19 protein-coding genes are annotated in these 19688 nt (G+C 36.6%); 12 read left to right on the forward strand and 7 right to left on the reverse strand.

Annotated features, from left to right (window positions below):
* Positions 1-4: 4 nt before the first annotated feature.
* The 7 genes from FC88_RS11565 to FC88_RS11595 all read left to right on the forward strand — a co-directional run bounded on the left by FC88_RS11565 (position 5) and on the right by FC88_RS11595 (position 5871).
* Positions 5-1534: a UDP-N-acetylmuramoyl-L-alanyl-D-glutamate--2,6-diaminopimelate ligase gene (locus FC88_RS11565; RefSeq protein ID WP_057815820.1), complete on the forward strand. Its 1530-nt coding sequence runs from the start codon at positions 5-7 to the stop codon at positions 1532-1534.
* Positions 1535-1538: 4 nt separating this feature from the next.
* A complete protein-coding gene (locus FC88_RS11570; protein WP_057815822.1) occupies positions 1539-2276 on the forward strand; it encodes an aspartate/glutamate racemase family protein in 738 nt (245 codons plus the stop codon).
* Positions 2277-2347: 71 nt separating this feature from the next.
* Entirely contained in the window at positions 2348-2890 is a 543-nt protein-coding gene (locus FC88_RS11575; RefSeq protein ID WP_057815824.1) for a hypothetical protein, read from the forward strand.
* Positions 2891-3104: 214 nt separating this feature from the next.
* Positions 3105-3980: a metal ABC transporter solute-binding protein, Zn/Mn family gene (locus tag FC88_RS11580; protein WP_057815826.1), complete on the forward strand. Its 876-nt coding sequence runs from the start codon at positions 3105-3107 to the stop codon at positions 3978-3980.
* 2 nt (positions 3981-3982) lie between these two features.
* Complete coding sequence (locus tag FC88_RS11585; protein ID WP_083484645.1) at positions 3983-4648, forward strand: ATP-binding cassette domain-containing protein; 666 nt, start codon at positions 3983-3985, stop codon at positions 4646-4648.
* Between the two features lie 2 nt (positions 4649-4650).
* Complete coding sequence (locus tag FC88_RS11590; RefSeq protein ID WP_057815828.1) at positions 4651-5448, forward strand: metal ABC transporter permease; 798 nt, start codon at positions 4651-4653, stop codon at positions 5446-5448.
* A gap of 12 nt (positions 5449-5460) precedes the next feature.
* Positions 5461-5871, forward strand: coding sequence for a GtrA family protein (locus FC88_RS11595; RefSeq protein ID WP_010018018.1), 411 nt, complete (start codon positions 5461-5463; stop codon positions 5869-5871).
* Between the two features lie 54 nt (positions 5872-5925).
* Here FC88_RS11595 and scrK read toward each other — a convergent pair whose 3' ends face one another.
* The 4 genes from scrK to FC88_RS11615 all read right to left on the reverse strand — a co-directional run bounded on the left by scrK (position 5926) and on the right by FC88_RS11615 (position 9405).
* Positions 5926-6807, reverse strand: coding sequence for a fructokinase ScrK (gene scrK, locus FC88_RS11600; protein ID WP_057815830.1), 882 nt, complete (start codon positions 6805-6807; stop codon positions 5926-5928).
* A gap of 179 nt (positions 6808-6986) precedes the next feature.
* The gene (locus FC88_RS11605) at positions 6987-8597 is read right to left on the reverse strand and encodes a putative polysaccharide biosynthesis protein (protein WP_057815832.1); all 1611 of its coding nucleotides are present in this window, start codon (positions 8595-8597) and stop codon (positions 6987-6989) included.
* 24 nt (positions 8598-8621) lie between these two features.
* Positions 8622-8993 carry a DUF1304 domain-containing protein gene (locus FC88_RS11610; protein WP_057815834.1) on the reverse strand — a complete coding sequence of 124 codons (372 nt, stop codon included), beginning with the start codon at positions 8991-8993 and terminating at the stop codon, positions 8622-8624.
* Positions 8994-9093: 100 nt separating this feature from the next.
* Positions 9094-9405 (reverse strand): nucleoside triphosphate pyrophosphohydrolase, encoded by a 312-nt coding sequence (locus tag FC88_RS11615; RefSeq protein ID WP_057815835.1) that lies wholly within the window; start codon positions 9403-9405, stop codon positions 9094-9096.
* Between the two features lie 505 nt (positions 9406-9910).
* Between FC88_RS11615 and FC88_RS11620 the strand changes: the two genes are divergently transcribed.
* Positions 9911-10273: a hypothetical protein gene (locus tag FC88_RS11620; protein ID WP_162256555.1), complete on the forward strand. Its 363-nt coding sequence runs from the start codon at positions 9911-9913 to the stop codon at positions 10271-10273.
* Positions 10274-10405: 132 nt separating this feature from the next.
* The gene (guaB, locus tag FC88_RS11625; protein WP_057815839.1) at positions 10406-11884 is read left to right on the forward strand and encodes an IMP dehydrogenase; all 1479 of its coding nucleotides are present in this window, start codon (positions 10406-10408) and stop codon (positions 11882-11884) included.
* 39 nt (positions 11885-11923) lie between these two features.
* Here guaB and FC88_RS11630 read toward each other — a convergent pair whose 3' ends face one another.
* Entirely contained in the window at positions 11924-13309 is a 1386-nt protein-coding gene (locus tag FC88_RS11630; RefSeq protein ID WP_057815841.1) for an amino acid permease, read from the reverse strand.
* Between the two features lie 171 nt (positions 13310-13480).
* Here FC88_RS11630 and FC88_RS11635 point away from each other — a divergent pair, with 171 nt between their 5' ends.
* Positions 13481-14644 (forward strand): MalY/PatB family protein, encoded by a 1164-nt coding sequence (locus FC88_RS11635; protein WP_057815843.1) that lies wholly within the window; start codon positions 13481-13483, stop codon positions 14642-14644.
* Between the two features lie 335 nt (positions 14645-14979).
* Here FC88_RS11635 and FC88_RS11640 read toward each other — a convergent pair whose 3' ends face one another.
* A complete protein-coding gene (locus tag FC88_RS11640; RefSeq protein WP_057815845.1) occupies positions 14980-15918 on the reverse strand; it encodes an AEC family transporter in 939 nt (312 codons plus the stop codon).
* A 198-nt stretch (positions 15919-16116) separates the two neighbouring features.
* Between FC88_RS11640 and FC88_RS11645 the strand changes: the two genes are divergently transcribed.
* Entirely contained in the window at positions 16117-17535 is a 1419-nt protein-coding gene (locus FC88_RS11645) for an NAD-dependent succinate-semialdehyde dehydrogenase (RefSeq protein ID WP_057815847.1), read from the forward strand.
* A gap of 75 nt (positions 17536-17610) precedes the next feature.
* Positions 17611-18258, forward strand: a complete 648-nt coding sequence (locus FC88_RS11650; RefSeq protein ID WP_057815849.1) for a nitroreductase family protein — start codon at positions 17611-17613, stop codon at positions 18256-18258.
* A gap of 37 nt (positions 18259-18295) precedes the next feature.
* Here the strand turns inward: FC88_RS11650 and FC88_RS11655 are convergent, their stop codons facing one another.
* Positions 18296-19663 (reverse strand): amino acid permease, encoded by a 1368-nt coding sequence (locus FC88_RS11655; protein WP_057815876.1) that lies wholly within the window; start codon positions 19661-19663, stop codon positions 18296-18298.
* Positions 19664-19688 lie beyond the last annotated feature (25 nt).

A 19688-nucleotide genomic window follows, 5' to 3' on the forward strand; every position in this document is an offset into this window, starting at 1 on the left:
AAAAATGAGTTTGAAAATAAGTAAAGCTATAGAGATTTTGAAGAAACATGATTTACTGGTTTCTAGTTCAGTTAGTGACGATAACCTTGAAGTAACTAATATTAGCTACAATTCTAAAGAAGATCAGACTAATGGGATTTTCTTCTGTAAGGGTAATAAATTCAAGGCAGAATACTTAAACCAAGCCATTAAGAATGGTGCCAAAATTTATGTTTCAGAAAAAGAATACAGCAAGGATATTGATCGTCTAATCGTTAAGAGTGCCTCAAAGGCTTTAGCTCTTTTGAGTTCAGAGTACTTTGGCAATCCTCAAAATGATCTCTTTATCGTTGCTTTCACAGGAACTAAAGGAAAGACGACAACATCATACTTTACATATGATATTTTGAAGAATGCTTATCCTAAGCAAGTTGGTCTATTCTCAACTGTAGATCGTATTGTAGGACCAAACCCCAAGGATGAATTCAAGTCAGATTTAACGACTCCCGAATCATTGGATCTTTTCCACGACATGAGAACTTGCGTTGACAATGGTATTAAATATTTAGTTATGGAAGTATCGTCTCAAGCTTATAAGAAGAATCGAGTTTATGGATTGAAATTCGATATCGGTGGTTTCTTGAATATTACTCCCGATCACATTGGACCTAATGAACATCCAACTTATGCTGACTACTTAAATTGCAAGAAACAACTAATAGTCAACTCTAAAGTAAATATTATTAATCGTCAGACAAATGATTACGATACAGTCTATGCGGCTGCTAAACAAACTAGTGACGACAAAGATATTTATCGTTTTGCTAAGAATGAAGTTGGTGATACTGACTTCAGTATTCGTAACAAAGAATCTAATTTGAATGACTCAGTCTTTACTTATACTGCTGAAAGCGACAAGGCTGAAGATTTACAAGAACACGGTGAGTACACTTATCAACTAGGACTTGTTGGTGATTTCAACGAATTGAATGCAGGAGCTGCCATTACTGCCGCAAAGATTATGGGCGTTGACAATGAGGTGATCGCCGACAGTCTAAAAAAAGCGTTCGTCCCGGGGAGAATGGAGCACATTAATACCAAGTCTCACGGGACCATCTTTGTAGATTATGCACACAATTATGCTAGTATGAATGCTTTGTTAAGCTTCTTAAAACGTGAGTATCCAAGTTCAAAAATTAAGGTTGTCGTTGGAAGCCCTGGTAATAAGGGAGTTTCTAGAAGAGCTGGCTTTGCTCAAGTTTTGACTGAATCAGCTGATGAAGCAATTTTAACGACAGATGACCCTGGGTTTGAGGATCCAGCCGCCATTTGTAAAGAAATCGATGAAAAAATCGATCATACTAGGGTCAAAGTTAAGACAATCTTAGATCGTCCTAGCGCTATTAAAGATATGATCGAACATAGTTCTGGCGATGATATTGTTGTTTTGGCTGCTAAGGGAAACGATGCTTATCAAAAGACAAAGGGTGTCGATGTACCTTATCCAAGCGATCCAGTAGTTGCTAAGAAAATTTTGAAGGATATTGAGGGCTAGAAATATGAAAAAGTTCTTTACAGTAATCGGTGGTATGGGTAGTTTAGCCACTGAAAGTTATGTGCACTTATTGAATGAGAAGACACCTACTAAAAAAGATCAAGATTATTTAGATTATATTTTAGTCAATCATTCAACTGTTCCCGATCGAACAGCACATATCCTTGATCACAGTAAACCTAGCTTTTTGCCTCCACTAGCTGAAGACATTAAGCAACAAAGTTTATTGAAACCGGAATTCATGGTAATTATTTGTAATACCGCTCATTATTACTATAAAGAATTACAAGCTGTTACGGATATTCCAATTATTCACATGCCACATATGGCTATCAGTATGATTGGGAAAAAGTATCCTAAAGCCAAGAGAGTTGGTCTAATTGCCACTAAAGGTACGATTGCTGATCACGTTTATGAAAATGAGATTAAAGATGCTGGCTACGAATACAGCCTCGGTGATCAATCAGTGCAAGATGAAGTTGAAAGTTTGATTTATGATGATATTAAAATCAAAGGCGCAGTCAATGCACCTAAATTCCATCATATTTTACAAACGATGCACGATAAATTTGACTGTGATGTAATTGTTCTGGGATGTACTGAATTGTCTCTAGCTCAAGAAAAGGCTCCTGATCATCCTTATGAAGTTATCGATAGTCAAGAAGTTATCGTTGATAAATCAATCGAATTTGGCGAAAAAATTCGTCGTGGTGAAAAAATCGATTTTAATAAGATTTATTAATGTTTCACGAGAAACATTGCGTACCTCTTTATACGTTCGCTATAATGGCAAATGTATAAGGAGGTATTTTTATGTTTAAGAGATTATCTATCGTAACAGTGGTCTTATCTGGACTTTTGTTAGCCGGTTGTACCAGTCAACAATCAGCTGATTTAAAGACAACAGGTGATAAAACTGAAAAAACAACAAGCAATACTCCCAAAAAATCAACAAAATCAAATAAAACTACAAAATCAACTAAATCAACTGATGAGACAGTGTCACCAGAAAAAAAAGATACTAATAATGAATCTGATTCTAAGCAAACGCAAAATCAACAAGATCAGACAACTAATCAAACAACGACTGATCAAACACAGAATCAATCCGATAACCAACAACAAGATCAAACTCAAGAGTCAGTTAATTTAACAACTTCGCAAGCAGCAGTTGAATTTTTGGCTGATAAATTGAGCACGACTTATGACAAGTCAACGACTCAATACGTTGCTAATGGCAAAGTTACCTGGAATGATGTAACAGGTTATCAGATCAATATTTATAGTAAGTATTCCGATTCACCTGTAGGTAGTTATTTAGTTCCAGCTAATGGCCAATACTTCCAAATCTGGTAATTGGACTAGCTTGCCTTTAGAATAATAATTAGTTATATTCTTAAGAGGTCGCATCAAAACTTATGTTTTGTTAGGGCCTCTATTTTAGTGGGATAATTATTGGATAGAGGGGTTCTTTTTTGTCGGGGTTAGATGTCGTCGTCCGTTCTGCTTTGCTATGGAGGACGGCACCATACGCTAATTCAACTAAAAAAAGAGTTATAGAGGAAAATAAATGCGAAAAAGGAATGCACTATTATTAGTTTTGTTTTCGCTACTAATTTTTGTAGGGGGATGTGGTCATAAAACTGCATCTAAAAAAATTATTACGACTACTGTTAATACTTACACAGAACCGGTAAAGAGTGTCGTTGGGGATAAGTATCATGTGGGATCAATTATTAAATCGGTTAATGTTGATCCTCATAGTTTTTCGCCATCTAGTAATGATGCTAAGCAAGTAGCCGATTCACGTTTGATTGTTGCCAGTGGCTTAGGTTATGACGATTGGGTTGAAAAAATCGTTACGGCTAATAGTCAGGATAAAAACTTGATTGATTTTTCCCGGGACGTTTTGCATAAACAAGATGGTGACAATGAACACGTTTGGTTCGGAGTCAAAAATGTTCAAAAATTAAGTCAGTCAGTGGCTCGACATATGGGAAAAGTGGATCCGAAAAATAAAACTTATTATCAAGCTAACTTTAAGAAATATAAATTAAAATTAGATGGCTTAGTCAGAAGAGAAAATAAGCTAAAACAACAAGTTGCTGGTAAAAAAGCCTATGTAACTGAACCTTTGCCCTACTACTTATTGAAGGATTTAGGAATAAGTATTGCTAATCCTCATTTTGCCAAAGCAATCGAAGAGGATACCGATCCATCGATTGAGGATATCAAGAACATGGAAGATGGCCTGAGACATCATAAAGTGAGTTTTTTAGTTGTTAACAAACAAGTTACTAGTGGTATTATCACTAAAATGACTAATATTGCTAAAAAGAATAAAGTTCCAATTATTTATTTCACTGAAACCTTACCAAGTGATTTAGGATATTATGAGTGGATGAATGGCAATCTTTCTCAAATCGAAAGGATAGTGAAGAGATAACAGTGATTGAAGCGAAGAATCTGACTAAACGGTTTGGTAAGCAATTAGTTTTTAAAGATGTTAATTTTAAGATTAATGATGGCGACTTTATCAGTTTGATTGGTCCTAACGGTTCGGGTAAAACGACATTAGTTAGAATCATGATGGGACTTGAGAAGAAGACTAGCGGCGAATTGAAAATTAATCACAAACATATTGGTTATGTGCCTCAATTCAGAAATATCGATTTGGACTATCCTTTAAATATTGAGCAATTCGTTCGTTTGAATTTGAAATTTACACTCAGTCCTAAACAGCGAAAAGCTGATAATGAATCGATCAAAACGATTTTGACTAAGACCAAGTTAACACGTTTAAAGAATCGTCCTTTAGGATTGGCATCTGGTGGTGAAAAGCAAAAAGCCTATTTGGCCCAAGCTCTATTGAATGACCCTAAAATTCTCATCTTAGATGAATCAACGGCCAGTCTAGACGTTGAAGTGAAGATGCAATTGATGGATTTAGTCGCTGAACTGAATAAAAAATATAATTTGACGGTTATCTTTATTACGCATGATTATGAATTGACGAAGAAATATACAACTAGAGCTTTATTCTTTGAAAATAAAACGCTTAAAGAAGTCAAAGTTAGTGACGTTTCTGAAGATATGTTTGAGATGGAGAGTTAAAAATGTTTGAATATGAATTTATGCGTGAAGCTTTTATTGCCAGTACTTTTATCGCTATAACGGCTGGCTTAGTTGGGGTTTTCGTCGTATCAAGAAATATGTCGTTTCTGTCGCATACACTGTCAGAGATTGGTTTTGCTGGGGCTTCATTTGGGATACTTATTGGTATTTCACCACTGGCAGGAATGATTTTGTTTACTTTGGTCAGTTCGATTGCTGTCGGTAGTTTAAGTAGCGAATCTTCCAGACGGGAAGCATCGATCAGTGCTATTTCATCATTATTTATAGGTTTAGGAATTTTATTTTTATCGTTATCATCTGAATCGAGTAGTTATGCAACGAATATTTTATTTGGTAGTATAGTCGGAATTAGTTCTAAAGAAGTTCAACAATTGATGATTTTGGCATTATTTGTCATTTTTGTCTTTATTATTTTCTATAAACCGCTCGCTTTTGATTCGTTTGACCATATTGGTGCCCGTGCAGCCGGTTTAAAGACTCGATTACTCTCAATAGCCTTTTTAGTAACTTTGGCTCTGAGCGTCAGTATCGGCGCCCAAATCGTAGGATCATTATTAGTTTTCGTCTTATTAACTCTACCGGGAGCAACAGCTAAATACGTTGTCCGTACGGTACCTAAACTAATTATGGTTTCAGTCGGATTGTCATTAGTCGGAGTTTGGTTAGGCTTGTATCTAGCGTTTATAACTAATTGGCCAGTGACGTTTTTTATTTCTGGCTTTGAAGTTATTGCTTATTTCTTAGGATTGAGCTACAAAAATTGGAAATTAAACCATTAAGGATATGTATAAATGATAAAAGAATTGTGGAGTAAATATAAAGATGCGATTCCCTACTTATTTTTCGGAGTCCTAACAACTGTAGTAAATTACGTGGCTTTTGCCTTATTGTGGCGCGTTTTAAACATGAATTCCCAAATTGCTAATGCAATTGCATATGTAATTTCGGTTCTGTTTGCTTATGTCACGAATAAATTGTGGGTCTTTAATTCTCATACTAAGACTTGGAAGGCTTTCTTCCAGGAAATGGGATCTTTCTTCTTATTCAGAGGTGGATCTTGGGTGTTTGACCAAGGTACGATGTTTATCGGAATGGTTCTATTACATGGCAACGGCTTTATCGTAAAAATTATCGCCAATGTCGTGGTTGTTTTACTGAACTATATTTTTAGTAAGTTTATTATTTTTAGAAAAAGAAATTAAAGCAAAAAAAATTCTCGTTAGAAAATTTAATCTAACGAGAATTTTTTTTATGATCTAATCTTGGAAAGCATTTAATTCACGAATAGCCAAGGCGAAATCACCTAGTGTAGCTGAACCGTTGTTCTTAACTACTGGCATTGTGATGTATTTGTCTAATTCTGGAACGTCAACATAGTCATTGAGTAATTCTTTAAATTGAACACGAACTTTGTCTAAGAATGTTTCACTGACAACACCGCCACCGAAGACGATCTTGTCGGGACGAAGAATCAAGGTAACTTGAATAGCAGCTTGAGCAACGTAGTAGGCCATGATATCCCAAACATGGTCAGTCAATGGAACGTCCTTACCAGGTTTACCTAAACGAGCATCAAATGTTGGTCCGGCAACCAAACCTTCAAGACAATCACCGTGGAATGGGCAAATACCTTTGAAGTCTAAATCATCAGGGTGACGTTTCAAGAAAGTATGTCCCATTTCGGGGTGACCGATATTACCGATAAATTTACCGTCAGCAATTGCACCAGCTCCCACACCAGTACCAATTGTGTAGTAAACCAATGAATTGATTTTTTCATTAGATAGAGTTGACATTACGTATTCGCCATAAGCAGAACCGTTTACGTCAGTTGTCCAAAACATTGGTACATCTAATTCTTTCTTCAAAGCACCAACAAAATCAGTGTTTGACCAACCTGGTTTAGGTGTTGAAGTGATGTAACCGTATTTTGGTGAATTCTTACGTTGTTCGATTGGTCCAAATGAAGCAATACCGAGAGCTTCGATATCGAATTGTTTGAAATAATCGATTGTTTTTCTTAATGTTTCCTCAGGTGTTGTTGTTGGGAAGTGAACGCTATCCTTGATACGATAGTCTTCGTCACCAACAGCACAAACAAATTTTGTTCCGCCTGCTTCAATACTTCCTACTAGCAAAATAAATATCTCCTTGGCAATTAATAGTAATCGTTTGCAATAAGTAATACGATACTATTTTTTATTTTTGACGTCAAATAAGATTGTTTATTAGTAAAAAATTATTAATAATAAAAAATATATTATCGGAAGACAGTTGTGCTTTGTCGGAGTTCCAATAATATATTTTAAATTGTTTTTTAATAAATCTTAGTATCACGAATATCTTTTAGAATACTCAATGATCCATCTTTATAAGCTAAGAAGCCATAAACGGCCACACCGATCAAGCCACAAATGATGATAACGATGATGGCACCAATCTTAGTAGCGTCGGAAATTACTTTGACGATAAGGAAATTAGCAACGGCAACTACCAGTAACATTACAACTCCATCAAGAAGAATTCGGAATAATTTCTTACCTAATTCTTTATTGACGATTTGGAACTGCTTGTTGATCAATCTGAAAGCAAAATATGACATCAAGATAAAGGCAATTGCAGTGGCAGTAACTGGTCCGTAGACTCCTAAACTGACTGTTAATGGAACTTGTAAAATCATTTTAATAATGTAGGCAAGTGCCAAGTAAATTAATGATTTTCTGACATGATGCGTAACTTGGAGAATGTTTTCCAAAATCATGAATAAACAATAGAAGAAAGCTTCAACACAAGATACAATCAAAACTTTTGAACCGAGGATACTTTGGTCATAGAAGACGAAAACAGTCCATAATTGACGACTAATAGCCATCATTCCAAAAGTAGCGGGCAGAATAATGAAGAAAGTGAATTGAACGATATTTTGCATTAATTTTTGAACGGTTTTTAGACCAGTTTTACGAGTGATCATAGCGGATAACGCTGGTATAACGGAGGCAGAAACGGAAATTGCCAAAGAAACCAAGACCATGATCAACTTGTTAGCTTGGAATCCAAACATCGCATACAAGTCATCAATTGTCTTTTGACTAGCATGTAAAATCAATTCGTAGATCCAAGTAAAAGTTGTTTGGTCGAATAATTGCAGAACTGTCATGATCGTATCAACTAGCAAGAACGGAATAGCTGAACGCAACATTGAACTAAAACTGATTTCTGGACCGTTGTCTTTTACGTTGTCGCTTGGTTTGATATCAGGAACAGTCACGGTCTTTCTAACTCGAATACGAATCCACAAAAGGAATACATATGCTAAAGTTGCTCCAATAAATGAAGCTAAAGTTGACTGGTTAACAGCTGCCATGTAGCTACCTTTTTGCAAGATCATAATTGTATAAGTTGCATAAAGCATGTAAGCTACACGAGCAATTTGTTCAATAACTTGTGAAAAAGCTGAGTAGGAAATGAAGGCATATCCTTGAATATAACCACGCAAAATTCCTAGAGCTGGAATAATTAACATTGCGATACTCAAATATTTAATTGGCGTTACAACTCGCATATCGCCGGCAGCCAGAACAATTGCCACATATTTGGCTCCAAAGAACATAATGAATGCTAAGACGATTCCGACTAAAGACATATAAATAGTGTATTTTTTGAAGAGCTTTTCACTTTGGTCAAAGCGACCCAAAGCATTGTGAGCAGCAACTTCTTTAGAAATAGCCGAAGGAATTCCAGCTGTAGCAATGATTAAGAAAAGGTTATAAATATTGTAGACTTTTCCATACAAAGCATTCGCTGCACCAACAGCCACAGGGCCGATCCAAAGATTCCAAGGAATGATATAGACGACCGAAAGTATTCTTGAAAGAATCCCACTGATGGAAATCCAGAGAGAACTCTTGAGTAATGAATCTTTTTTCATGATTGTTTTCCATTCTGCGTAAAATTACTTATAAAAGATAGCTACTAAAATTAGAGCTATTAAAGCTGGTAAACCTTGTAAGAATAAGATTTTTTTCGTAGCGGTAAAGGCACCATAAATTGCGACGCCGATAACGTAAAGCAACATCAAAATAAGAATGGTTCTTAAAACTGCTCCAGTAAAGAATAAGATCATTAATAACATTAAAACGCCAAATAGGCCGTTATAAATACCCTGATTAGCTAAAGCTATTTTAGCATGTGAGTCTTTAACGAATTCGACAGGCATATCGAAAGCATTGGCTTGAACTTCAGGTTTGGCAAACATTTCAATACCGGCAATGCCGATATGTTCCAAAGCCACCAATGCGACTATAAATAAAGTTAAAATTTGCATTTTTTCTTCTTTCTATTAATGGTATAGAACTATATTATACTGTTTTTTCACGTTGTACAAATTGTATTTCAGTGATAAAAAAAGAAGAACCATAATTACATTACGATTCTTCATTGTTGTTTATCATAACAAATTTTTGTGAAAAATTACCCTTTTGATTGATTTTCGCTTGGCGCAAGCTGTCCATTTCTTCATAATTTATTGAGGCATCAGTCAAAATAGCACGAATAACTTCTTCAAGATCCCCTAATTCTTCAACAAGGTTGGCGCGCGTTTGAGCAGTTTGGACTTCTTTAGCTTCTTCAACGATTTTGTGTCGCAAAGACAGACGATAATCTTCATTGGAAAGAACTTCAAATTCGGCATTATCGGCGAGAATATCCGGTATTTTATCTCTAACTAATTTCTTCATAAATAAAAATCTCCCTATAACATTTGAGTTCTTTCTTAATTTAGATTGGTGTAGAATTCCGTCCTCCATAGCAAAGAAAATTTGGCTGGAACGTAGTGGACACGACTTGGAGCCTTTGCTAAGCCCAAGTTCGGGCAAAGTCTTCAAGCTCGGCCTTATTCTAAGCAACAAGTTGCTAAGAATAATTTCACTACTGAACCAATTTGCTTTGCTATTCCGGACTAGATAGTGGTTCTGTTTTTTTATCGTTTAGTGAAGGTCAAGCTTTAAGACTGTTCCCGGTTCTGGAATTGGCTTAAAGTTGTGCCCAGTACGTTCCAGCGTCCACAAAGCCGAACGGACGACGGCAATTTGATAACAACCTAGTTAAAGAAAGAACTATATTTGTTTGTAAAAAATCTTACCATGAAGATACGAAACAGCCAAATCAAAAGCCATAAGCGCTTTGATTGATAATCATATTATTGGCATGATATCATTTAATTAAATAAAAATATAAAAAGTGTTGATGATTATGAATCTTTCAAATGTAGTGGTGACAGAAATATATGGTGGGATACTATTATTTGTTATAGCGGGCATTATTATTGTTTTATTCATAAATGATTTTATTCGTAAAAGAATGGTCTTTGCTTGTGAAACGGCGTTACGTGATCGAGAGAAGATTTCACAGATTTCAGTTGATAATGAAACAGCTGATTATTTGAGACGGAATAATAATCATGAACTGCATCGCATCGATGAAATGATTTCTAAAAAGGACGATATAATTCGATATAAATTATGTCTCAAAAAAAGAAGTTTTGATTTTTATTTGAGAAAACAAAATTTATGGAATTATAAAGTTATAGCAATAAAAATGTATTAAAAGGCTTGTCGTTATGACGATAAGTCTTTTTTTCTTTCACAAACTTTGATTGACTATCAGAAAAAAATCGGCTACCATGTTTATAAATTTTATCTACTTAATAGGTAAAAACAAATACTTAGGAGGAAAATCATGTCGGCATGGGATACAAAATTTGATAAAAAGGGATTCACGTTTGATGACGTCTTACTAATTCCAGCGGAGAGTCACGTTTTACCAAATGAAGTAGATTTATCAGTTCAATTAGCTAAGAATATTAAATTAAACACTCCAATTTTGAGTGCAAGTATGGATACAGTTACCGAAGCACCAATGGCCATCGCAATGGCACGTCAAGGTGGATTAGGTGTTATTCACAAGAATATGAGTATTGAACAACAAGCTGACGAGGTTTCAAAGGTTAAGCGCTCAGAAAATGGTGTTATCATCGATCCAATCTATTTGACGGCGGATGATGAAGTTGCCCAAGCAGAAAAATTAATGAGTACTTATCGTATCAGTGGTGTACCAATCGTTAACAATACTAATGATTTAAAATTAGTTGGTATTATTACTAACAGAGATTTGCGTTTCATTACTGATTATTCTGTAAAAATTGGAACAGTTATGACTAGTGAAGAATTAGTTACTGCCCCAGTTGGTACTTCTTTAAAAGAAGCAGAACAAATCCTTCAAGAACATAGAATTGAAAAACTTCCTTTGATCGATAAAAACGGTCGCCTAGGTGGTTTAGTTACAATTAAAGATATCGAAAAAGTTAAGGAATTTCCTAACGCTGCTAAAGATAAGTATGGTCGTTTACTAGTCGCTGCAGCTGTTGGTGTAACTAGCGATACTTTTGAACGTGCCGAAGCTCTTTTAAGTGCTGGTGCCGATGCGATTATTATCGATACTGCTCATGGTCATTCAGCTGGAGTCCTTAGAAAAATCGGTGAAATTAGAGCTAAATTCCCAGAAGCTACTTTGATTGCTGGTAACGTTGCTACTGCCGAAGGTACTAGAGCACTTTACGATGCCGGTGTTGATGTTGTTAAAGTTGGTATCGGACCGGGTTCAATTTGTACAACTAGAATCGTTGCCGGTGTTGGTGTTCCTCAGTTAACTGCTGTTTATGATGCTGCTAGTGTAGCTCATGAATATGGTAAAACTATTATTGCTGATGGTGGTATCAAGTATTCAGGGGACATTGTCAAAGCTCTAGCTGGTGGTGGTAACGCCGTTATGCTTGGCTCAATGTTAGCTGGTACTGACGAGGCACCTGGTGACTTTGAAATTTATCAAGGTCGTCGTTTCAAGACTTATCGTGGAATGGGTAGTTTGGCTGCCATGTCACACGGTTCATCTGATCGTTACTTCCAAAGTGGAGTTAACGAAGCTAACAAGTTAGTTCCCGAAGGTATCGAAGGTCGAGTTGCAGCTAAAGGTGCCGTTGGTGATGTAATTTATCAACTACTTGGTGGATTACGTTCAGGTATGGGTTACGTTGGTGCTCATAACTTGAAGGAATTACAAGATGCTCAATTTATCCAAATTTCTAACGCCGGATTGAGAGAATCACATCCACATGACGTTACAATTACTAAAGAAGCTCCTAACTATTCAGTTAAATAAGCATTATAAAAAAGCAGACCGTTAATAAGGCCTGCTTTTTTACTTTTCATTACTATGTCTAAAACTATAGCCAAAGTAAATTATTAAACCGACCACAGTCCAGATGGCGTACATTTTCCATGTGAAACTTTGCAATTGGGTCATTAAGTAGACGCAAGCGGCAAAGGAAATCAATGGGAAAACTGGATAGAAAGGTACTCTAAATGCCGGTTTCAACCCTTTGGTGTTTTTACTGTGACGCAAGAAGATAACGCCGACTGAGGTGACTGAAAAAGCTAGTAATGTTCCGATATTGACTAATTCAGTGATTTTATCGATAGGAACAACGGCAGCTACAGTTGCAGCGACTAATCCAACTAGGAAAGTACTGCTGACAGGGACACCTTGTTTGCTCAGATGATTGAATTTTTTAGGCAATAAGCCATCGCGACTTAGTGAAAAAATCAAACGAGTTCCACCGTAGATAACAACTAGCAAAACGGTTGTCATACCCATGATGGCACCTAGTGAAACGATTCCTGAGATCCAATTGAGATTTAATAGGTTTAGAGCATGGGAAACTGGATCGGCGACGTTTAGTTGTTTGTAATTAACGGCACCGACTAGAACTAATGACACCAAACCATATAAAATAGCAACGATTAGAAGTGAAGCGATGATTCCAATTGGCATGTTACGTTTGGGATTTTTAACTTCTTCACTTGCCGAAGATACAACATCAAATCCTAAAAAAGCATAGAAGGCAACAGCGGCTCCACGACCGATACCACCAACTCCAAAAGGAAGAAATGGATTGTAGTTCTTAGGTTTTACGTAAAAAATCGTTACAGCAACAAATAACAAGATAACGAAAATTTTAACGTAAACCATGATGGTGTTTACTTTCATCGACTCATTTAGACCTTGTAACAATAAAACGGTCGCAATTAAAACGATGATAAAAGCAATTAAGTCAAAGCGTCCACCAGTGTTTCCGGCAGTTCCAGGAGCTGATTGTAGGGCTTTAGGAAGAGTGATACCAAAACCTGCTAAGAGATTCCTAAAATAAGCTGACCAACTGACTGCTGTAGAAGAAGCCGCAAATAAGTATTCAGAAATCAACGACCAGCCAACAATCCACGCGACGATTTCACCATAGACAGAATAAGAGTAGGTATAAGCACTACCTGCCAAAGGAATTGTTGATGAAAATTCAGAGTAACAAAAAGCGGCACCGATACAAACTAAAGCGGCCAGTAAATAAGTTAAAATAACCCCAGGACCAGCATAGTTAGCAGCGATGATTCCGGGCGTGATAAAGATACCAGACCCAACGATGACCCCGACCCCCATGATGATGAGGTCTTTAGCACCAAGTGTTCGATTTAAAGTTTGTTCATGTAATAAATCGTTGACGATATCTTTTTTCCGAAAGAGTGAAGGCATAAATTGAGACACTTCCTAAACATTTAGTAGTATCATTATGACATTTTGAAAGTTAAAATTACAGTCTTTTGTCTAATTTGATTACAGAAAATTTAATTAAAACCTTTGACCTTTCGACATTTATCAAAATAATGATACTATTTGATTAATAAAGAAGAAGGGGTGGAATTAATGCAATTCAATTTTGATAAGATCAATGATCGTCGCAACGCTAATTCAAGTAAATGGCAAGTGAAGGAACACGAGTTACCTATGTGGGTAGCTGACATGGATATTCAAACAGCGCCAGCTATTATTGAAGCAATGCACAAAGATGCTGACCGTGGGATTTTTGGTTATCAATACGTCCCTGATGAATATTACCGAGCAATTGCTAGCTGGTACAAAAAAGAACATAATTTCGAGCCAGATTTAGATTGGTTGGTCTTTAGTAACGGCGTTATGCCTAGTATCGGATCAATTTTGCGTCATTTGACTGATTTAGGTGATAATGTCTTGCTACAAGAGCCTAATTACAATTCATTTTATAACGCTATCACTAGTAACGGTCGTCACATTGTCAACAGTGAACTGGAATATCAATATGGTAAATACAGTATTAATTGGAAAGATTTGGAAGAAAAGCTATCTGATCCACAAACTACGGCTATGATTGTCTGCAATCCTCACAATCCAGCTGGAATCATTTGGGACAAAGAGACTTTGACTAAGATTGGTAAATTAGCCAATAAACACGACGTTTTGATTATCTCTGATGAAATTCATGGTGATATCACGATGCCAGGATATGATTATGTACCGTTTGCTTCTTTGGATGCGGAAGTTACTAAGAATAGTATTTCATTAGCTTCTCCAAGTAAGACTTTTAATTTGGCGATTTTGCATGCGGCAACGTTGTTTATTCCTAATGCAAAATTACGTCAAAAGGTTGAACATGCAATTTCGGTTGATGGCATCAATAGTCCCGGTATTATGTCAATGGATGCATCAATTGCTGCCTACACACAAGGACATGAATGGTTGACTGAACTTCGCCAATACATTCAAAAGAACCGTGAATACGTTGAAGATTTTGCTAAGAAAAATCTTCCTGATATCAAAGTTTTACAAGCTCAGGCAACCTATCTAGCTTGGATCGATTGCTCGAAGTTGACGGACAAATCAGATGAATTTAACCAATTCTTACGTGATAAGACTGGTTTATATTTGGCTGAAGGAACGAAGTATCGTGGCAATGGGAATCAATTCTTACGGATGAATTTGGCTACTCCAAAGAGTAACGTCGAAGATGCCATGCAACGTTTGGTAAAAGGAATTGCTGAATATAAGGCTTAAAATAAAAATCCTCTTTAGATCAAATTGGTTCTTTCTTAAGTTAGGTTAGTAGTAATATTCCGGCCTGGAAAGTTGTTTTATATCTTTATACAGTTAAACAAATAAGCATCTATTCAGATAATGGCAGTCGTTAATCGACTATATCTGAATAGATGCTATTTTTGACTTTGAATTATTTGAAATAAACAATAAATGACGTTATCTAGTCGGTAGTGGCAGCTTTGTGGATGCCCAGTGCGTTCCAGCGTCCACAAAGCTTCACTTACGACGGCATTCAGCGGTAACCTAATTTAAGAAAGAACCATTAAATTTACAATCTAGCGAGGATTATTTTTTTATTTGATGATTGTCATAATGATTGGAACAACAATCAAACTCAATAGAGTAGTTTCGGTAACCATAATAGCTGCGTAATCAGAGTCAGCGTGATAAAGGTTTGCCACAACTGGAGCGTTAGTCATTACGGGCATTGCTGCTTGAACGATGAAGACTTGTTTCATTAATGGAGTGGCAGGAATGAATAAGAATAAGCCAGCCATTAACAATGGGGCACAGAGGAATCTTCCAAAGAGGATAGCCAGATTGTCTTTGTGGAAGGAAACATTTTTGAGTCCAGCGTTATAAATAGAAATCCCAATGAAAATCATTGACAGCGGAATTGTTAGGCCACCTAAATATTGAAAATCAGATATCAAGAATTTTGGTAATTGAATGTGAAGCATGACTAGAATCAATCCGATGATGAATCCTAATAGTGGTGGAGAAAAAACTTTTTTCAGTGTTGTCTTGAGTTTGAAATGACCTTTGACCTCACCATCCATTTGAATCAAGTAAGTTCCAAGAGTCCAGAAGAAAGTCGTGTTAGCCATGTAATAAACCAAGACGTAAGGTAAGCTCTTTTCACCGAATAAAGCCATGTTGACGGGTAAACCAACGAAAACAGTGTTGGAATTAAAAAACATCGAACTGAAAAGACCTTTGTGCTTGGGGTCGATTTTAAGTACCTTGATTAACAAGATAGAAATGAAAATTAAAATTGTCATCGAAAGTACCGGAACACCTAAGTCCGGCAATAATTTAATTAATTTTTTGGCAGTAAAGTCTTTTGTGATAGTCGAGATCATGTACGCAGGTAGAGCCACTTGGGTAACGATTTTGGCAATCAAACGAGTAGACTTGTCATCAAACCAACCTAAGGCACTCAAACCATAGCCGACGGCAATCAAACCGATGATTATTAAGATTCCGGAGATACTAGAAAAAAAGACACCCATATACAAAACACCCTTCATTAAATATTAAAATCAATCTTACACTTTTTTGATAAAATATGAAAAAACTTGTTTGATTTTCATCAAATTTATAATTGGTACTAACCAAATTAAAAATTGGAAAGTTCAAATCCTTGAAATCCCTTTCATTTTGATTAAAATAATAATCATAAGAAAATTTGCCACAGGAGGAATGCATTTATGGCATATAAAACTATCAATCCATATAACAACGAATTAGTAAAAACTTATCCTGACGCAACCGCTGAAGAAATTGAGGAAGCTTTGGCAAATGGACATGCGTTATACAAAAAGTGGCGCGATGACCCCGTTACAAGTCGGGCAGCTACCTTGCATAAAATTGCTGATTTATTGAGAGAACATGAAGATGAATTGGCAAAAATTGCTACGATCGACATGGGAAAACTTTACAACGAATCAAAAGGTGAAGTAGAGTTGTGTGCTATCATTGCTGACTACTTCGCTGACAACGGAGCCGATTTATTGAAACCCACACCAATCAATAGTCGTAATACTGGCGATGCTCAAGTTTATCATCAAGCAACTGGCGTTTTGATGATGGTTGAACCTTGGAATTTCCCTTATTATCAAATCATGCGTGTATTTGCTCCTAACTTTATGGTTGGAAATCCAATGATTTTGAAACATGCTTCAAATACTCCAGCTTCAGCTGCTGCTTTTGAGAAGATTGTTGAAGAAGCCAAAGCACCAAAAGGTACTTTCAAGAATCTCTTTGCTAGTTATGACCAAGTTAGTGACATCATCGCCGACCCTCGTGTTCAAGGTGTAGCTTTGACAGGTTCAAAACGTGGGGGACAATCAGTTGCTCAAACGGCTGGTAAATATCTCAAGAAGAACTCAATGGAACTCGGTGGTTCAGATGCCTTCGTAGTCTTATCTGATGCTGACGTCGATAAAGCAGTCGATTTAGCATGGCGTGTCAGAATTTACAATGCTGGACAAGTATGTACTTCTGACAAGCGTTTTATCGTTGCTGACAACTTGTACGATGAATTCTTGGAGAAACTTAAAGATAACTTCTCTAAATTAGTTCCTGGCGATCCAATGGATCCTAAGACGACTTTGGCTCCAATGAATTCCAAACGTGCTAAAGAAAAACTTCAAGGACAAATTGATAAGGCAGTTGAAAATGGTGCAAAAGTTTACTACGGTAATCAGCCAATCGACTTACCAGGACAATTCATTCAACCAACAATTTTGACTAATGTCGAAAAAGATAATCCTGAATTTTACGATGAATTCTTTGGTCCAGTAGCTCAAGTATTCAAAGTTCATTCTGATCAAGAAGCCATTGATCTAGCTAATGATTCCGAATTAGGTCTCGGTGGGATTGTTGTATCAGCTGATGCTCAACATGGTAAATCAGTTGCTGAAAAAATCGAAACAGGCATGGTCTTCGTCAACTCATTCCTTGTTTCATTGCCAGAATTACCATTCGGTGGTGTCAAAGGCTCAGGTTATGGACGTGAATTGAGTAAACTAGGCTTGAATGCCTTTACCAATGAAAAATTGATCGTGACAGCTCAAGAACCAGATTGGAATAATCCAGCTGGTGGATTGGCAGTTTTTAAAGAATAACACTTTGTGAACACGTTTACATACACACCTCTCAGCGGTAAAATTATCGTATAAAAAGTTGAGAGGTGTTTTTGTATGGATGAAACAAGAAACATGGTCAATAATGATTTTAAAGATATTATGTTAAATCGCCATTCGTATCGTAAGTTCAAGACAGACGTTAAGATTTCTCGTGAAGAGATTAACGAAATGCTAGAAGAAACTCTTTCGGCTCCTTCAGCATGTAATTTGCAATCATGGCATTTCGTCGTTTGTGATGATGAGGAAGGTAAGAAGAAGGCTCGTTCAATTATGATGCCATTCAATTACCCACAAACTGATACTTGTTCCGCTTTGATTTTTGTTTTAGGAGATACACAGTCCCACTACAAGTACCGTGACGTTTGGAATAAAGCTTGTGAAAATGGTCAAATCAGTCCTGAAGAACGTGACAAAGTATTTAAGACATTCTTGCCATTGTATGAACACGCTGATAGAAGTTTCTTGGAAAAGGATGCTACGATCGACGGTTCAATGGCTGCCATGCAATTGATGTTAATTGCTCGTGCTCATGGCTATGAAGCTAATCCAATGTCAGGTTACTACTTCGATAAAGTCGCTCCCGCTTTGGGATTAGACGGTGACCGTTTTATTCCAATCACTTCAATCGCTATTGGTAAACCAGATGGTGATTATACTAAGTCAGTCCGTTATAACGTTAATGAAGTTACTGATTTTATTTAAAAAAATACCTCCTAGAAAAAAATCTGGGAGGTATTTTTTAGTCTAATTCTTCATCTTCAACTTCTTCTTTGACACTGACTTTAGCAGGTTTTCTTTCTTTAACGAAGTAGATGACCGTCATAACGACTAAGAAGGCGACACCGACTAATAGGGAAACTGTAGTTTCAGGATTCAAGAACATGAAGACTAAGATAACTAATAATGAAGCAATGGCTAAATAATTACTGATTGGATAAAGTGGCATTTTGAACGGATGTTTATCCATTTTATCTTTATTGATGTGTCTAAATCTCAATTCACTAATTAGAATAACGAACCAAGGAACCATACCAGGTAAAACACTAGAACTATAAACGATAACGAAGATGTTGCTTGATGTGTGTAATAGTGCTGGCAATGAGTAGTTCAAAATCAAGCCGACTAAGATACCAGTTGAGATAGCTAGAACAGGAATGTAAGGTACGTTGTGTCTTGATAGTTTAACGAATGACTTAGGCAAATGTTTTTCCAAACCTAATGTATAAAGCATCCGGCTGGAACTGAAGATACCAGAGTTACATCCAGACATGGCAGCTGTTAGCATAACGAAGTTGATGATTTCAGCCGCAAATGTGATACCAACTTTAGCGAATGTTTCTACGAATGGTGAGCCGATAGTACCTAATTTGTTCCAAGGATAAATTGATACGATGACAAAAATTGCACCAATATAGAAAATCAAGATTCTACCAACAATAGAGCGGATAGCTTTAACGATATTTTCTTGAGGATTTTCAGCTTCACCGGCTGTAATACCGATAACTTCGATTCCTTGATATGAAGCGACAACAATTGATAGAGCGAAGATAAATCCTTTCAGACCACCTGTGAAAAATCCACCATGAGTCCAAAGATTGCTGATACCAACGGGATGTCCGCCATTACCAACACCGAAGACGATAACGAAAAATCCTAAGATGATCATCATAATAATTGTCAAAACTTTAATCAAAGCAAACCAAAATTCCAATTCACCGTAGGCTTTAACAGAAGTTAAATTAGCCACACAGAGCGTTACAACGACAACTACTCCGGCAATCCATTTAGGCATCGTAGGGAACCAAAATTCCAAATAAGTTCCAACGGCGATAACTTCACTGATACCAACGACTAAATATTGGAAGACGTTACTCCAAGCTGTTAAGTATCCAACAACTGGATGTATGTATTCGGTCGCGTACTTGGCAAATGAACCTGTTGAAGGATCAACGTATAGCATTTCACCGAGCGCCCGCATTACCATATAAAGGATCAATCCAGCTAAAGCATAAGCCAACAAGACTGAAGGGCCGGTCCATTTGATGGTGGAAGCAGAACCCATGAATAGTCCAACCCCAATTGTCCCACCTAGAGCAATCATTTGCATTTGTCTTGAAGATAAACTTCGGCTT

The organism is Companilactobacillus futsaii JCM 17355 (assembly GCF_001435505.1).
GTDB lineage: Bacteria > Bacillota > Bacilli > Lactobacillales > Lactobacillaceae > Companilactobacillus > Companilactobacillus futsaii.

Bases quoted from the DNA above. Each gene is read 5' to 3' on its own strand.
- FC88_RS11605 (WP_057815832.1), bottom strand. From the start codon at position 8,597: ATGAAAAAAGATTCATTACTCAAGAGTTCTCTCTGGATTTCCATCAGT.
- FC88_RS11570 (WP_057815822.1), top strand. From the start codon at position 1,539: ATGAAAAAGTTCTTTACAGTAATCGGTGGTATGGGTAGTTTAGCCACT.
- guaB (WP_057815839.1), top strand. From the start codon at position 10,406: ATGTCGGCATGGGATACAAAATTTGATAAAAAGGGATTCACGTTTGAT.
- FC88_RS11575 (WP_057815824.1), top strand. From the start codon at position 2,348: ATGTTTAAGAGATTATCTATCGTAACAGTGGTCTTATCTGGACTTTTG.
- FC88_RS11615 (WP_057815835.1), bottom strand. From the start codon at position 9,405: ATGAAGAAATTAGTTAGAGATAAAATACCGGATATTCTCGCCGATAAT.
- FC88_RS11565 (WP_057815820.1), top strand. From the start codon at position 5: ATGAGTTTGAAAATAAGTAAAGCTATAGAGATTTTGAAGAAACATGAT.
- FC88_RS11630 (WP_057815841.1), bottom strand. From the start codon at position 13,309: ATGCCTTCACTCTTTCGGAAAAAAGATATCGTCAACGATTTATTACAT.
- FC88_RS11640 (WP_057815845.1), bottom strand. From the start codon at position 15,918: ATGGGTGTCTTTTTTTCTAGTATCTCCGGAATCTTAATAATCATCGGT.
- FC88_RS11650 (WP_057815849.1), top strand. From the start codon at position 17,611: ATGGATGAAACAAGAAACATGGTCAATAATGATTTTAAAGATATTATG.
- FC88_RS11595 (WP_010018018.1), top strand. From the start codon at position 5,461: ATGATAAAAGAATTGTGGAGTAAATATAAAGATGCGATTCCCTACTTA.
- FC88_RS11635 (WP_057815843.1), top strand. From the start codon at position 13,481: ATGCAATTCAATTTTGATAAGATCAATGATCGTCGCAACGCTAATTCA.
- FC88_RS11645 (WP_057815847.1), top strand. From the start codon at position 16,117: ATGGCATATAAAACTATCAATCCATATAACAACGAATTAGTAAAAACT.
- FC88_RS11610 (WP_057815834.1), bottom strand. From the start codon at position 8,993: ATGCAAATTTTAACTTTATTTATAGTCGCATTGGTGGCTTTGGAACAT.
- FC88_RS11580 (WP_057815826.1), top strand. From the start codon at position 3,105: ATGCGAAAAAGGAATGCACTATTATTAGTTTTGTTTTCGCTACTAATT.
- FC88_RS11655 (WP_057815876.1), bottom strand. From the start codon at position 19,663: ATGCAAATGATTGCTCTAGGTGGGACAATTGGGGTTGGACTATTCATG.
- FC88_RS11590 (WP_057815828.1), top strand. From the start codon at position 4,651: ATGTTTGAATATGAATTTATGCGTGAAGCTTTTATTGCCAGTACTTTT.